The 15081-nt window shown below is 68.8% G+C and carries 12 protein-coding genes and 1 pseudogene; 5 read left to right on the plus strand and 8 right to left on the minus strand.

Annotated features, from left to right (window positions below; all coding sequences use genetic code 11):
- Positions 1-8: 8 nt before the first annotated feature.
- The 3 genes and pseudogenes from ABZ321_RS22355 to ABZ321_RS22365 all read right to left on the minus strand — a co-directional run.
- Positions 9-1079, minus strand: a complete 1071-nt coding sequence (locus ABZ321_RS22355; protein ID WP_354894090.1) for a hypothetical protein — start codon at positions 1077-1079, stop codon at positions 9-11.
- Complete coding sequence (locus ABZ321_RS22360; protein WP_354894093.1) at positions 1079-1597, minus strand: SigE family RNA polymerase sigma factor; 519 nt, start codon at positions 1595-1597, stop codon at positions 1079-1081. Before ABZ321_RS22360 ends, ABZ321_RS22355 begins: the two co-directional genes overlap by 1 nt.
- Before the next feature lie 54 nt (positions 1598-1651).
- A pseudogene (locus ABZ321_RS22365) lies at positions 1652-1978 on the minus strand (ADP-ribosylglycohydrolase family protein); the annotation flags it as partial.
- A gap of 2024 nt (positions 1979-4002) precedes the next feature.
- Between ABZ321_RS22365 and ABZ321_RS22370 the strand changes: the two are divergent.
- From ABZ321_RS22370 to ABZ321_RS22380, 3 genes are all read left to right on the plus strand, one after another.
- Positions 4003-4494 (plus strand): hypothetical protein, encoded by a 492-nt coding sequence (locus tag ABZ321_RS22370; protein WP_354894096.1) that lies wholly within the window; start codon positions 4003-4005, stop codon positions 4492-4494.
- A 680-nt stretch (positions 4495-5174) separates the two neighbouring features.
- A complete protein-coding gene (locus ABZ321_RS22375; RefSeq protein ID WP_354894099.1) occupies positions 5175-5573 on the plus strand; it encodes a hypothetical protein in 399 nt (132 codons plus the stop codon).
- A 766-nt stretch (positions 5574-6339) separates the two neighbouring features.
- Positions 6340-7065: a tetratricopeptide repeat protein gene (locus ABZ321_RS22380; RefSeq protein ID WP_354894102.1), complete on the plus strand. Its 726-nt coding sequence runs from the start codon at positions 6340-6342 to the stop codon at positions 7063-7065.
- Here ABZ321_RS22380 and ABZ321_RS22385 read toward each other — a convergent pair.
- The 3 genes from ABZ321_RS22385 to ABZ321_RS22395 all read right to left on the minus strand — a co-directional run bounded on the left by ABZ321_RS22385 (position 7017) and on the right by ABZ321_RS22395 (position 9606).
- Positions 7017-7292, minus strand: a complete 276-nt coding sequence (locus ABZ321_RS22385) for a hypothetical protein (protein ID WP_354894105.1) — start codon at positions 7290-7292, stop codon at positions 7017-7019. The genes ABZ321_RS22380 and ABZ321_RS22385 overlap by 49 nt on opposite strands.
- Before the next feature lie 80 nt (positions 7293-7372).
- Positions 7373-8287 carry a DNA-processing protein DprA gene (locus ABZ321_RS22390; protein ID WP_354894108.1) on the minus strand — a complete coding sequence of 305 codons (915 nt, stop codon included), beginning with the start codon at positions 8285-8287 and terminating at the stop codon, positions 7373-7375.
- A gap of 227 nt (positions 8288-8514) precedes the next feature.
- The gene (locus tag ABZ321_RS22395) at positions 8515-9606 is read right to left on the minus strand and encodes a DUF4192 family protein (RefSeq protein WP_354894133.1); all 1092 of its coding nucleotides are present in this window, start codon (positions 9604-9606) and stop codon (positions 8515-8517) included.
- On the opposite strand from ABZ321_RS22395, the gene ABZ321_RS22400 reads away from it, so the two are divergent.
- Entirely contained in the window at positions 9599-11683 is a 2085-nt protein-coding gene (locus tag ABZ321_RS22400; RefSeq protein ID WP_354894111.1) for a SpoIIE family protein phosphatase, read from the plus strand. The two genes, ABZ321_RS22395 and ABZ321_RS22400, sit on opposite strands and share 8 nt — an antisense overlap.
- 426 nt (positions 11684-12109) lie before the next feature.
- Here ABZ321_RS22400 and ABZ321_RS22405 read toward each other — a convergent pair whose 3' ends face one another.
- Together ABZ321_RS22405 and ABZ321_RS22410 are read right to left on the minus strand one after the other, a co-directional pair.
- The gene (locus tag ABZ321_RS22405; protein WP_344515840.1) at positions 12110-13291 is read right to left on the minus strand and encodes an FAD-dependent oxidoreductase; all 1182 of its coding nucleotides are present in this window, start codon (positions 13289-13291) and stop codon (positions 12110-12112) included.
- A 26-nt stretch (positions 13292-13317) separates the two neighbouring features.
- Positions 13318-13503: a hypothetical protein gene (locus tag ABZ321_RS22410; RefSeq protein WP_344515842.1), complete on the minus strand. Its 186-nt coding sequence runs from the start codon at positions 13501-13503 to the stop codon at positions 13318-13320.
- Positions 13504-14156: 653 nt separating this feature from the next.
- On the opposite strand from ABZ321_RS22410, the gene ABZ321_RS22415 reads away from it, so the two are divergent.
- On the plus strand, positions 14157-14882 hold the full coding sequence (locus ABZ321_RS22415; protein WP_354894114.1) for a hypothetical protein: 726 nt from the start codon (positions 14157-14159) through the stop codon (positions 14880-14882).
- Positions 14883-15081: the final 199 nt, after the last annotated feature.

Below are 15081 nucleotides of genomic sequence, written 5' to 3' on the forward strand. Positions count from 1 at the left end.
GCGGCCCGCTACGGCGGGCCGAGGGTGATGGTCCTGTCGCTCGGGGCGCCGACGGCCGTGGTCCTGATCACCGTGCCGTCGCGGGTCAGGGTGCGCACCTCGCCGTCCCGGCCGGTGAGCAGCACGTCGTCGCTCACCCACACGGCGGCGAACGGGAACTCCACCCGCTGCCCGGTGAGGACGTCGAACCGCGACCAGTTGGTCGTCGTACCGTTCGGACCGTCCGCCTCTCCGGGTTCGGGACCGGCGACGACGTACCGCCCGTCGGGCGACCAGGCGAACGGCCCGGCCGGCATCGCGGTCACCGGCAGCGACCTGGTGGGCTCGCCGGTCTCGGCGTCGAACAGTTGCAGGCCGGTGACCTGCTCCAGGGCAGCACCTTCCGAGCGGTAGGCGACGGCCATGACGATCTCCTTGCCGTCCCGCGTCCAGGTGAAGAAGCACTGGCTGCAGGGGTACCTGTCCGCGTCGATCCACTGCGTGCGCACCTTGCCCGTGCGGGCGTCGATCACCCCGAAGCCGACCTTGAACGGATCCTTCCGGGTCAGCCCGCCGACGAGCCGGTCGCCGGTCGGTGACCAGCTATACGTGCCGATGAAGCCGGCCGGCTCGACGGTCACCGGGTGGCCGCCACGCACGTCCGTCACCTTGGCCTCGCTCGGACCGGGCCTGACCAGGAGCCGGTCGCCGGTCGGGGCTGGCTGGCCCTGGTTGCGCACGGAGATGTACCGGCCGCTGGACCGCTCCAGCACCTGGTCCCCCTTCCCGATGACGACCCAGCCTCCGGGCAGTCCACCGGGGGTCGTGGGGGTCGGCACCTGCGTGGTCGGCCGGGCCTGTGGCCGGCTCGATCCGGCGGCTGCGGGTGGCGGGGCGACGACGCCGGGGCGGGACAGGACCGCCCAGGGCAGCACGACGGCGATCACCACCAGGACCGCGCCGCCGGTCGCGGCCAGCCTGCGGTTGCGCCGGATGCGCCGGCCCTTGACCATGCTGCGCGCGGCGAGCCCGGCGGACGGCCCGTGCAGCTCGCCGGACATCTCGTCGATCGTCTCGTGGAGCAGCTCTTCGAAGCGCATCAGTGCCGTCCTTCCACGAAGTCTTCGCTCCAGTCGAGCTGCGGCACGAGCTCGCGCAGCTTGGCCAGCCCCCGCGAGGCATGGCTGGCCACCGTGCCCCGGCGGCAGGAGAGGATCTCCGCGGTCTCCTCGACGCTGCGGTCCTCGAAGTACCGCAGGATCAGCACCGCCCGCTGCCGGGGTGGCAGCGTCTGCAACGCGTCGCGCAGCAGCAGCCGCAGCGCGGTGTCGGCCTCCAGGTATCGGGAAGCGGCCCGCTCCGGCGGCTCCGCGACCGACACCTGGGCCTGCCGGCGCCGGCTGCGCCACCCGGACGCGAACTCGTTGTAGATCATGCGCCGCAGGTAGGGCTCCGGCTCGTCGATCCGCCGCCACCGTGCGAACGCCTTCGCCAGGGCGGTCTGCACGAGGTCCTCAGCGGCGTGCCGGTCGCCGGTCAGCGCGTACGCCGTCTTCAGCAACGCATGCGCGCGCTGCTCGACGAAGGCCGAGAACTCGGCCTCCAGTGGGTTCTGCACGACGGGTACCTCCTTCACCCCCCTCAGACGCCAGGAGTGCCGGAAACTTTGCACTCAATCCGCACCGGGTGTCCGGACCCAGGCGGGCAGCGGCTCACGCTGGGTGCGCCAGGCCGCGGGGATCGCGTCCCGGCCGATCGCCGCGGCCACCACCCCACCGACGATCGCCGCCGTGGTGTCGACGTCGCCGCCGGCCGCCACGCAGGTCAGGATCGCCGCCCGGTAGTCGGCGAGGTGGGTCGCGGCCGCCCACAACGCGAACGGCACCGTGTCCTGCGCCAGCACCAAAGCCCGGAGCTGCGCCATGGTGTCGCGATGGTCGTGGAGGTACGTGGCCAGCGCGCGGACGATCGCGGCGATGCGTTGTTGACGGTTCAGGCCGAAGCGCTGGACCGTGATGCTGAGGTCGTCGCGCTGGTAGCCGAACGCCATCCCAACGTAGCCGTCGAGCACCGGGATAGCGGCGGGCCTGTACAGGGCACCCAGCTTGGTGATTCTCGGCGCCCATGCACCGTTGAAGCCGAACTGGCAGGCGCGGATTACCCCGGCAACCTCCTCTTCGGTCATTGCATGCAGGTCCTGGTCGGCTGGGATGCGGCCGATCCGATCGGCGAACTCTCGCCGAAGCGCTCGGTTGAATTCGGCGAGCTGCGCGATGTCCACCCGGCCGTTGAGCGTGTTGGCGAACAACAGCGACCACGTTGAGACCTCTGTGAAGAGGCCCGCCGCCCGTGCGCTGATGCCGGCCAGGTCGTAGACGGCCCAGCCGCTGTACCGCGACGTGCAGTACACCCGGATCCGGCTCGCCGCCTCGTCGATCGGGACCGGTCCCAGCACCTCACCGGCGAAGCCCGCCGATACGTCGATGGCTGCCATCGGTGTCATGCATGGGACCGTACTGATCGAGCCTGGTCGAGCGGGCGCTTGTCGGCCATGAGTAGGCGCTCGTCGTGCCTTTTGACGCCGATCGGTCGAGGAGGTTCACTCGTTCTGGGGTTCCTCCGGTGGTGTGAAGTGTTGTTGTGGCTGGCGCTGGGTCGCGGTCGGATGGGTTTGAGGGACCGTTCCAGACAACGAGACGGCGGAGGTTGCCATGACTGATGTTGAGGTGATCGTTCGGGATCCGGTGACTGGCGTGTATGTCGCTGTGGATAGCGCCATCGGCCTGTCGGATCTGAGTGGTAGTTCGAAGGTTAGCTGAGGTTATATGGAATTCCGGATCGGGCAGCGAGTTCTCATTCGCTGCGAGCCTTGCGAGGTTCGGGTGGCTGATGTCATGACGGGCTTCGTGTTCGTTGAGTGGCCGTGGACGGAACTGGATCCGCGATCTGGTTATGCGTGGGAAGAGCCGGTAGCAGTGCCGACGAATCCGTCGATGTTGGAATGGGTTCAATCGCCGTGGCGCGTCCAATCGAACGTAGATTTCCGACAGGGGGGAACCTGCTGGTTAGCGATTCCTGAAGTTGAATGCGTTGTGACTGCATTCGAGGTTTTCGGTAAGCCTGTAGACGTGAGAACGGTTCCACGTCCCACGTCGGTTGTGACCTTAGCGTTCGTCGAGTCGTATCCGGAATCGGAAAGATTCGGTGAGCAAGGTCGTTTCCAGATCTATTTCACGGATGCAGGCCCGGTGGAACCCGTTACTTTCGTTCCCTTGACCGTGTAACGCTACAGCCCTCGTTCGGCCCAACCCGTTGCCGTGCATTCACGTCGGGATGATCCACGCCGGTCGCACGGTCACGGTCAAGTCATCTGACCACACGTTCTGGGTCTACGACGGCGACGAACTCCTCACCGAGGCTGCCCGCACCACCACCCTCTCGATCGCCCGTTTCAAGGTCCGCAAACCCGAACCACCGCGCCCGTTACGGCACGCCAAACCGGACTTGCCATCCTTGCCGCGGGTCGGCCCGCCAGCGGCGGCGGAGGCAGGCGTCGGGGTGGCGGTGGCGGAGGCTCCCGGGGCGGCGGCGGCGAACCGCGGCACTTATGCGCCAGCGTCAAGAGGAGTTGGGTCGGACGGTGCAGGGGGTCCTCTACCTCGCAATGGCAGATGGCGATGCATGTGGCGTATGCGTGCAGCCGCTGAGGGTGTTGGCCGCCCGGAGCATGTCCGGGGCACCTTCTGGGAGATGCGGCAGCTGCAGATGGCGATCTCCAACCCGGCGGTCGCGATCAGGGGCCGAGTGTCCTGGTATCTGAACGGCCGGCTGCTCATTGATGAGATGAGGGGCTGGGCGGATGATGTCTAGCGACTTCGACGATGGGAGACGACGGTGCCAGGTCGTGACCTTGCCGCGCTGCTGAACGAAGCGCTGGGCCGGGACCTGCCACAGCGGTTCGCTGTGACACGCCGGGTCGCCTTCGCGCCGGCGGTCATGCGTGCGGGGGACCGCACGGCTGCGGTGCACCCGCACGGCTCGGAATTCCGACTCGAGTTCGGGTGGAAGACCGCCGGGCAGGCGCATGGGGTGACGCCGGACCCGGTCTCGGCGGCCGGCGCGGCGGCGCTGTGGATCGGCGGGTCCGGGCTGGAGGAGCTCGCCGCCCGGTACCCGTTCGTCGAATTCTCCGCGATCGCGCTCGCCCGGGAGCGCGGCGACGCGGTCGAGCATCAGTGGCGGAAGATGCTGGAATCGGTGGAGGGGGACCCCGGGGGCTTCCACGACCTGATCACGGCGGCATCGGAGAACGCCGTCCTGCGCGGGTGCTTCCCGTACCTGGGGCACCGGTTCGCATTGGCTGAGGACGCGTTCACCCCCGATGTGCTCGTCACCGCGTTCTTGATTCGTCCCGGCTGGTACGCGAGTAACCGACTGGCGGAAGGGTGGGGGTTCGAAGGGGACGCCAACGCCGCGGTGGCCTACATGGTGGACAAGGTGCGGGCGCGGCATTGACCGGGTCGTTGGCGCTGGCGGAGTCGTCCGGTCCGTCGGTGCGGTTGTGCAGGCCTGACCCGTGGGTGGCGACGGCGACCGCGATCACCCATCCGCGGGCCGGCACGTCGGCAGCGGGGCGGTGGAGTCCAGGCGCTGTCAATCGCCTGGAAACGTCGAGGACTCCGTTATTTGCGGCCGGGGCCTCCAGCGCTCGAGCCGTTGATCGTTCGTAGTCGATAGGTGAACGTCCGTCACAGGCGGAGTGCCGCCTGGGCACGTATACCGGGGCGGCACCTACGGCGACAACGCGCGGATGCGGGTATGGCGGCCGGCGCCGAACTCGGACTGGAGAAATCCAATTGGTATCGAGATCCACCACATGCCACCGAACTCGACGCAGGACCTTGCTCGCGGGGATGGCTTCGCAATTCAGATGGATCGCGCAGACCATGCCCAGCTGTATAGTGCAGGTGGCTACCCCGGCTCCGTAGAGGACGCATGGAGACAAATGTAGCGTGAACTAATCGAGAGAGGCGACTGGGCCACCGCAATGGCAAATGAGATCCATGACGTCCGGAGTCGTTTCGGAACAAGATACGATGATGCAATTATGGAAATGCTTGCAAGTGTCCCGACGTTGATTCAATAGTCGACAGAATAAGTGGAGTGAAATGTACAGCAGGACGGAGCCGTTTGAGGTGACCGCTGGTGTGGGTATTCGGGAGGCCCACTTCGGTGAGCCGCAAGTAGTTCACCGTGAGCGACTCGGTAGGTATCGCGTTCCTGCGCAGTACGAAGGTCAGCCGGATTCCTATTTCGACAGCGCGCTCTTCCTCAACTACGACAGGAATGGCCGCCTTTTGGCGATTCGAATTTCGGACTTTGCGGACGTTCGTTGGAACGGCATTTCTCTGGTTGGGAGACCGCTTGGCGAAGTGTTGAGCGATATGGCCGGCCTCGGATATCATCCGGACGAGTTCGAACTCGAGTCGCTGATGTTCAGCTCGTTGGGGATCGCTCTAAGTTCGCCGTTTATCGACGATCTGGAGGAGAACGTAACGGGTGCCGCAATCCTGCCGGTGTCCGCCCCGGCGTGACTAGCCCGGGGCTCGCTCGCCTCCAGCAGCCGGTGGATCGGCTCCGACGAGTGCACGACCACGGTCAACGGGTGCAACGACGCCTGCCAGTAGACCGGCACGACCACCGCAGCCTTGACGATTCGGGGGTGCGCTCGCCGGTATGTACGCGGACTCGCTCGGCTACGACAGCGTCAGGCACGCTACCCGCCTCAGATACCCGAGTGGCGGTGGCGTGACGGCGAAGGCTGTCAGTTGCAACAATGTGTGCAGCCCTTGTATGCAAACTGGCCTGTATTCCGCCGGCCGCTGATCTTGCGTCCGGCCAGCCCGACGTCCTCGAGAACTCGCAAGAGGAATTTCCCGCAGAAGCTTGCCTGCTAGTTCGCTCGGTCCGGACGATGCGCTGTGGAATACGTTGCAAGTCAACGGACTGCTGCCGGCCAGGGTTCGTGATGCCATTGAGGCCCAATCATCGTCGACAGGGATCCCTGCGAACGGTGTCAGGAGTTCCTGACGGGCGCCGCCGTCCAGGGTGGTCAATCAATCATCCTGTCGAGTCCCAGCGGCACTTGGGCATTCCATCCCATTGGCGACATGGAGTTCGTGGTGCGAATACCGTTTGCCTATCCGGAAGGCATTTGATCCGGTCTGCCCGCCGGCCGTCGGCCTGATCGGTGAGTACGATCGGCCGGTGGTCGGCGGGCAGACCCAGTGCAGGAGAAGGTAGGCGATGACGGGACCTGACGAGGCTGATCCGCGGGTGAGGGCTCGCACTCTCCTTGACGTGGGAGAAGCCGCAGCGGCGCGGGAACTGCGTACCGTCAAGAAGTCGCTGATGCCGATGGCGCGGGCCGGTGATGTGGAGTCGCAGACGTTGTTGGGCGCAATCGAACTGGAGGCGGAGCGGAATCCGAAGGCGGCACGGGGCTGGTTCGAACTTGCGGCGGCGCAGGGTGGGGTTGCAGCGAAGCGGAGCCTTGGGCATCTGTTCGCGAATGGGCTCGGCGTGCGACGGGACCTTGACCGGGCGGCGGGCTTGTTCCGGGAGGCCGCGGATGGCGGCGATGCGTTCGCAATGTACAACCTGGCGGTGTTGAACGTCGGGTCGGACGGTGTGTACGCAACCTTCGACGAGACGCTTCGGTTGCTGCGGGGCGCGGTGGGCGGGGGCGTGGCGCAGGCGTGGGCGAAGCTCGGTGACATGCTGGCCCGGGTGGATCGGGACGATGAGGCGGTCGAGTGCTATCTGCGGGCAGCTGAGCATCGGGATGTCGGCGCAATGTTCGCGTTGGGATGCTGGGCCCGCGACGGTATAGCCGGTCCGCCGGACAACGTGCAGGCGGTGCGTTGGTTTCTGCGGATGGTCGACGCCGGTGACCGTGACGGTATGCAGCATGCGATGGAGTTGGCGCGGTCGATGACCCGGGACGAGGTCCGGGAGGCCGCGCTACTGGCGGGTCGTCATGATCTAGGTGAGGCGATCTTGATGAGCGTGAGCGCCAGGCGGTAGCCGTTCATCGAGTGAGGGACGGCGGGGGCGTCGGTGCGGTTGTGCAGACTTGACTCTTGGATGGCGACGGTGACCGCGAGCACCCACCCGCGGGCCGGCACGCCGACAGCGGCGTCTGCGGTGACGATGGTCGCGGCAGGCGCCACCTGGTCCGTGCTGTAGTCGCCGACCGCGGTCCACGCCCGGGGGACACGGTCGTTCAGCCGGACCGGCGCATCCGGCGGCATGTCCGGTCAGCAGGGCTCGTCCGGCAGCGGCTGGCCGCAGATCTGGCACCGCTGCTGGCGACCGCCGGTGGGGTCGTTATCTACTCCCCGCCGGTCAGCGCGGCCGTAGTGACGTCCTCGAGGACGTCGGTGGCGCTGGTGACGACCCGGACTCGTGGGTCGGCGCGCAGCAGCCGGTGGCAGCCCTCCGACATCGCTGATGTCACCGGCCCGGGCACGACCATCCCGACGCGTCCGTATCGCATCGCCCGCCGGAGCGTGGCGAGGGGGCCGCCGCGTGCCGGGCTCTCCACGATGACGGTGCCGGCGCTGACGGCGGCGAGCAGTCTCCGGTTCGCCTGCCAGCGCCGGTTCGTCGGTCGGGCGTCCGGCGGCCACGCTGTCAGCAGCAGCCCGGTCTCCGCGATCCGGTCGTACAGGCTGATGCTCGCCGCCGGGTGCAGCTGCTGCAGCCCGCACGGCAGGAGCGCGATCGGGTTGCCGCAGGTGGCGGCTGCCCGCAGGGCGGTGCTGTCGATGCCGGGTGCGCCGGTCGTGACGACGGTGCGGCCGGCGACGGTGATGCCGAGCGCGAGCTCCTCGGCGGTCCACAGGCCGTACGCGGTGGCGGTGTGGGTGCCGGTGAGCGTCACCGCTGTCGCCGGTTGCGGTAGCGGGCCGGGGCCGAGCGCCCACAGGCAGACGGGCGTGTATCCGCCGTCGGCGTCGACGTCGGTGAGCCCGGCCGGCCAGTCCGGGTCCCCGGGGATGACGACCCGGCACCGGGTCTGTGCGTCGGCGACGGCGTCGGTGGACACGGCGAGCCGGTCCCGGAACGTGCCGGGACGGTCGCGGACCTCGGGGCGCAGCAGGTCGGCGCCGGGTTCGCCGGCGGTGAGCCGGTCGAACGCGGCCGCCGGGCCGTGCTCGGCGATGAGCTGGATGACCTCCCGGCGGCCGGGTCCGAAGACCCAGCTGAGTTTCGCCCGGGCGGTCCGGGACTCGTCGTCGGTCATCGTGTCACCGCCGGTACTGACGGATGACCGTGCCGGGGATCGCTCGAGCAGGCCCGCGAGCTGCGGCCCGGTGGTGCTGCGCTGGTGTTGCCTGGCCATCGGTGTGTGGCCTCCTGTTCCCCGCCTCGTGGCGGCGGACAGGCTGGGGCGGTGCGGCCCCAGCCTGCCCGTAGGCACGAGGTGTGGGACCGCGACCGCCGGGTCGGCGGCTGCGGGACGGTGTACGGCTACTGCATCGGCGGCTCCATGCCGCTGTCCGGCCGGTGATGAGCCAGCAGGAGCTCGGCCAGCTCCGGCGGGACGCTCTCGTCGAGCAGCTGCAGCAGGATCGCCGCGAGGGCGTGACCGGGGTCGTCGCTCAGGGCCCGGTGCACGGCGAGGCGGGCGAGCTCCGGCCGGTGGGTGCGCCACGCCACGTACCCGGCGAGGCATGCCGGACCGGCGACGTAGCCGGGGATCGCCCGGCGGGTCAGGTCCAGCCACAGCCGCAGGTGCCACACGTCGCTGCCGTCGGTACGCAGGTACACGAAGTCCCGGACCTCGTCGCTGCGCAGCAGCGCGATCAACTCCGCCGCGGCGAGGTCGTCGAGCGTGCCGCCCTGCTCGCAGCGGCGCACGGCCGCGTCCACCGCGGCGCGGCCCAGCCGGAGCATCGCCCGGTCCGGTGACCCGGACTGGGCCGCGGTCGTGTCCAGCCGCGCCCGGACCTGTTCGAACGCGGTCAGCATCGCTGCCGCGGCGGCGCCGGTGACCGGCGCGACCGCCGCCGCCAGGTCCGCGCCGACCACCGCGGGCCGCGCCGGTCGATCCGGAGCGGTGCGGGTGAACGGCACCGGGTCGCCGAGCGGCACCTCCGGACGGTGCACGTCATGTTCGACGTACCGTCCACCGGTGACCCGGACGAGGTGCATGACGGGCAGGCCGTGCACGGTGAACACCGCCGTGGCGACGTCGAACAGCGTGGCGGCCAGCCGGGCAGGACCGTAGCCGACGACGACGAGGTCGACGCTGTCCCTGGCGGTGCACTCCGCGGCGATCGCGTGCAGGAACCCGGTCGTCGCGGTGACCGTCGGCGTGGTCCCCGGCGGGTCGGTGTCGTCGGGCAGGTCGAGGTAGGCGACCGTGCGGCGCGCGGCGCCTGGGTGGCGTTCCGAAGGAGAGCATGCTGGGCTTGGAACTCCTCGACAATCTCGCCGCAGCGCTACAACGACCGGCTTACCGTGGGCGGCACAGGGTGTGCTACGGGCGGTGACGGTCGTTGCTGTGTTTGTGTGGGTTCCTCGTGCCTGTGGTAGGTGATGCAGGCACGAGGTGTCGATTCGAGGCGAGGAGCCGAACCTGTCGGTCGCTGATGACGATCAGGACCTGTCGTGGCTGGCGGGGGATGCGCTGACGGTGCGGCGGGTGTTTGATCAGATGCCGTTGCTGGTGACCGCGTTGGAAGGCGACGCCGCGCAGCTGCGGGTGGTGGCGATGACGGCGCAGTACCGGCAGTTCGTCGGCCGGCAGGACGTCGTCGGCCGGATGCTGCGGGAGGCGTTCGCCGAGTTCGCCGGCCAGCAGATCCTGGAGTTCTTCGAACGCGTCGCGGTCACCGGGGTCGCGGAGACAGCCCGGGAGTTCCGCATCACGTTCGACCGGCCGGACCTGGGTGATCAGGTCGAGGTGTTCGTCGACTTCACGATCAGCCCGTTCTACGGCCCGGACGGCAGCCTCGTCGGCGCGCTCGGCAACGTGCAGGACGTCACCGAACGGGTCCGGGAACGCCAGGCCGCGCAGGCCCAGGCCGCGGAGGCGCAGGCCCGCTACGAACAGGCCCGCGACGTGATCAACGCCCTGCAGCGGGAACTGCTCCCCGCCGGCGTCCCGGTCCTGCCCGGCCTCGAGGTCGCCGCAAGCTACCTCCTCGCCGACGCGGAGACCGCGGCCGGCGGGGACTGGTTCGACGCCGTCGTCCTGCCCGACGAGCGGGTAGCGCTGATCGTCGGCGACGTCGTCGGGCACGGCCTCGCCGCGTCGGCGACGATGGGCCAGCTGCGGGTCCTACTGCGCGAGCAGCTCCTGGCGTCCGGTGACCTGTTGACCGCACTGACCCGGGTCAACACCGCCGCGGCATGGGTTCCCGGGGCGAAGGCAGCCACCGTCTGCGTGGCCGTCCTCGATCCGGCCACCGGCACTGTCACGTACTGCACGGCGGGTCATCCGGCCCCGCTGCTGCTCCCCGCTGCGGGTGAGGCCCGGTTCCTGCCGATCAGCGGCGCGGGCCCGCTCGGCGTCGGCGGCACGTTCACCGCAGCGGTGCTCGGCACCGCCACCCTGGACACCGCGGACACGATCTTGCTGTACACCGACGGCATCCTCGAACGGCCGGGCACCACCATCGCCCGGTCCAGCGTCGAGCTCGCCCAGGTCGCCGGCGACATCGCCGCCGGGTACGGGATCCGCGACGACGGTCTTCTGCCCACGCAGCGAATCTGCGGGCAGACCCTGGAACTGCTCACCCGCCGCACCGGCCGCGCCGACGACATCACCCTCCTCGCCGGACGCCGCACCAACCCACCCAAATCGCTGAACCTGACGTTCAGCGTCGTCGGCGACGACCAGCTCGAAGTCCTGCGCACCGAACTCAGCGACTGGCTGGCCGGCTGCGGCGTCGACGCGCACGACGACGGGGTGGTCCGCCACGCCGTGGTCGAGCTGGTCACCAACAGCCTCGAACACGCCTACCTCGACCGGGCCGACGCCGACGCTACCTGCGAACTCACCGCAACCATCGGCCCGGACGGGCACCTGCACGCGCAGGTCACCGACCGCGGCACGTGGCGGAAACCGCAGCCATCACCGGACCGCGGGCTCGGCCTGCAACTGGCCGAGGCGATGGTCGACCACCTCCGCATCCGCCACGACCAGCACGGCACCACCGCCACCATCGACCTCACCCTCACCCGCCCGGCCTGGCTGCTGACCACCGACCAGCTCAACGCCGGACACCCCGCCCGACCCCCCGGCCAGAGCGAACCGCTGCTCATCCTCGACCAGCCCTGGGCCCCCACCCCACGGATCCGCGTCGACGGACCGATCGACGCCGCCACCACCAACCATGTCGAGAGGGCCCTGCGCGAAGCCGGCGCAGTCGGCACCCGGAACCTGACCGTGGACCTCACCGGCGTCACCCACCTGGCCAGCGCCGGCGTCGCCGCACTGCACCGGCTCACCGCCATCCACCACACCAACGACACCACCCTGCAGCTGTACGCACCCATCGCCGGCCCAGCAGACATGATCCTCACCCTGGTCGGGCTCAACCACACCACCCACGACCCCCACACCACACCCGGCAACGACGAGGCCAAGGCAGCTCCGGACCACGGTCCCGACGACCCCGTGGAGCAGTAGCCTCGGGAACATCACCCGGCGACGCAGCACCGCGACAACTACCGGCCCGGACATCGACACTCCGGGCACGCTGCGGTTTACCGTGGACGACCTTGCGCATGCGCCTTTCGTCACCGGACGCGCGCCGGGGATCGCATGCGCTATGGCTCCGCGTCGATCTGGGAGTGGCTGCACCGCACCTCGATGATCCCTGCCTATTCCGTCGGCACTACACCGGCCGGTTGGTACGCAGGAGTGCTCCCGGTTCCTGGCGACCTACTCGCGACTCCTGGCGGACTCTGCGGTGGTGTCCTCTCCGGCAGCCTGTCCCCGGGACTGGACGGCAGCGCGTACGCCGAACTGATCAGCCTGGCGAACCAAGGCGGGGTGTCGGCCGTCCTCGCCACCACCGGGTCGGGCGCCGTTGCGTTTTGTATCGACCTCGACTCAGCGGGCGTGTTCCGGGCGGAGGCCGATGCCGATCACCCGCGCCGGGAGCGCGCGCAAGGCGGGCATCCGGTCGATGATCCGCAGCGGCAGGGGCGGCCGAGTCGGGCGGCCCGAGACCGCGGGTGCGAGCACGGCGCGCTGCAGCGCCCGCTGGACGAGCTGGGTGCCTTTCGTCGGGAAGGTCCGGCGGCGCTGGACGGCGGCGAGCTCGTCCTCGGTCGGCGGGGCGCCTCGCTCGAAGGCGGCCGTGATCACGTGCGCCGCCGCGACCGCGTCCTGGATCGCCAGGTTGATGCCGACCCCGCCGACCGGTGACATCGCGTGCGCGGCATCACCGATGAGCAGGGCACCTGGCACGTGCCAGCGGTATAGGCGGTCCATCCGCACCGTCAGCTTCTTGATCTGATCCCAGTCCGTCAATTCGGCGACCCGGTCAGCCAGGTAGGGCGCCCCGGCGGCGATCCCGGCGCGGAAGGCCGCCAAGCCCCGGCTGCGCAGTTGGTCGTCGCTGCCCTTCGGTACGACGTATCCCATCTGCCAGGTGTCGCCGCGGTCGATGCCGATGAACAGCCGGCCGTCGTCGATCCGGCCGACCAGCCCGGCCGGATCGTCGTCGTGCCTCGGCAGCTTGAACCACAGCACGTCGATCGGCGTGCCGAAGACCTTCGAGCGCAGAGCGAGATCCCGCCGTACCGTCGAATCGCGGCCGTCGCAGGCGACCGTCAGCGCGGCGTCGACCCGCAGCGGTCCGTCGGGTGTGCGGGCGTCGACGCCGACGATCCGCCCTCCCGAGCGGCGCACGCCAAGCACCTCGTGCCGCCGGAGGAGTTCGAAACGGCCCTCGGAGGCCAGCAGTTCGAGGAAGTCCCACTGGGGCAGGAACATGACGTACGGATACGGGGTGTGCAGGCGGCTGAAGTCGACCGGCTGGAAGGAGCCGACGGGGTAGGTGAAGCGGAACTGCCGGATAGTGCGGTGCGGCAGGGCGTGCAGGCGCTCACCCAGACCGAGCTCGTCCATCAGCTGCAGCGTCGACGGGTGGACCGTGTCGCCACGGAAGTCGCGCAGAAACGTCTCATGCTTCTCTAGCACGACCGTGCGGATCCCGCGCCGGCCCAGCAGCAGCGCCAGGACCAGCCCGGCCGGGCCGCCGCCCACGACGCAGACGTCCGTCTCCACGCCTCAGCCCTCCAGTAGCCGTCCGATCACCTGAGGGCCTGGTCCACATCGGGCACCGTCGGCGATCGCGTTGCGTGCGGGAAACTCTCCCCGATCCGCATCAGTGCAAACGCAAGTGTGCGAGCGTTCAGCCGGTCGACGGCGTTGCGAGTCTCCTGGCGGTCCAGGATGACGGTGTACACGCGATCGGAGAGTTCAACACGAACGGTCACAGGCGTGAGGGTCGGTCCACGGCCACGGCCGCAGTTCCGGCAGGAGACGTCGACCAGGGGTGAGTTCGTTTGCCAGCCGCTTCCCGGTGGCAGGTGAATCCCACACGGGAACCGCCACAGAGACGGCGTCGACCGCCTGGATCACCCAGCAGGTCACACGACGGCGCCGCCGGCGAGTCGCGGATGGCGGGTCGCGGATTGCTCACGGCCCGGCGTACCGTGCCGGCGGTCGCAATGTGTTCCGAATGTGTTCGGACGTTCAGCAATTGACGAGCACGTACGGCCGCATTCCGGCACGCAGCCCATCGTGGGGCATGACCTGACACCGGTCTACGGGTCAGAAGGTTAGGGGTTCGAGTCCCTTCGGGCGCACTTGATCGACAGGGTCTGAACTGCAGAGATATTGGGCAGGACGTCGGATCGCTGCCAACCGCGCGGATCGCGGCCAGATGATTTCGGCGTCGCGAGGTGAGCATCGCCGACTGACGGCGCGGGCGGCGGATGTTATTCAGGTCGGGGCGGTGCTCATTGGCGGGTGCCGCACGCCATGTTGTTGATCGTGTGGGCTTCCGGGCCGGTACGGTGCTTTGGAACTCTCCGCCTGGTGGCGTGTGCTGGCGTCGTCGGGCGGAGTCGGACTGCAAGGATGTTCCATGACCGCTGCGCAAGTGCCGTTTCTGCTGCTATTTCTGTCGTTCCTGCTCACATTCGTGACGACTCGGTCCATTACCCGGATGATTCGCGCAGGCGTCGGTCCGTTCCGCAACAACATAGCGGGTGGAGTGCATATTCACCACGCCGTGCCAGGCATCATCCTGACCGTGATCGGTGCATACACGTCAGTCGCTGTAGACGGCCGTCGCCCGTGGGCTGAGGTGTCCGGCGTGCTGATTGGCATCGGGTCGTCACTGATTCTGGACGAGTTCGCGCTGATCCTGCACCTGCAGGATGTGTACTGGTCGCCAGAGGGGCAACTGTCCGTGCAGGTGGTCGCCCTGGCCCTCAGCGGTATGGGGCTGGTGCTGCTCGGCGTGAATCCGCTGACGTCGAGCAGCGGGCTTGGCGCCGGCCACGTCGCCGTTGCCGCCTCGTGGGTGGTGCACATCATGGCGGTCTTGATCTGTGTGCGCAAAGGCAAGTACTCCACGGCGGTCCTCGGTGTCTTCCTCCCGCCGGTGGCCTGGATCGGCGCGGTGCGGCTGGCCCGACCCGGGTCGACCTGGGCTCGTCACCGTTACGATGCGGCTCGGTGCGCTCGGGCGCAGGCGCGGGCCGACGGCGTCGACGCACGGTTCGGCCACGGGGGTCTAACCATCGCTGATCTGGTGGCGGGCCGCCCGTCATCGCCTGACCCGATACCGCCTACCCGGAACTCCTGACGCCTTGGTCGGCCACCTGCATTCACGCACTCGTCGGCGCTGACCGATTTCCTCGCTGCTGCCGTAGCGCGGCCGCTCATCCGGTCGGTTTGCTTGACCGCCAGACTAGCCGAAGGTCCGCACGGCCTGTTCTGACTAGGGAGGCTGATAACGGTTCGGACGTCGTGGAGGAACCATGTCGAACGGTGGAATTTCGATC

Source organism: Dactylosporangium sp. NPDC006015, assembly GCF_040614215.1.
In the GTDB taxonomy this organism is placed as follows: Bacteria; Actinomycetota; Actinomycetes; order Mycobacteriales; family Micromonosporaceae; genus Dactylosporangium; species Dactylosporangium maewongense.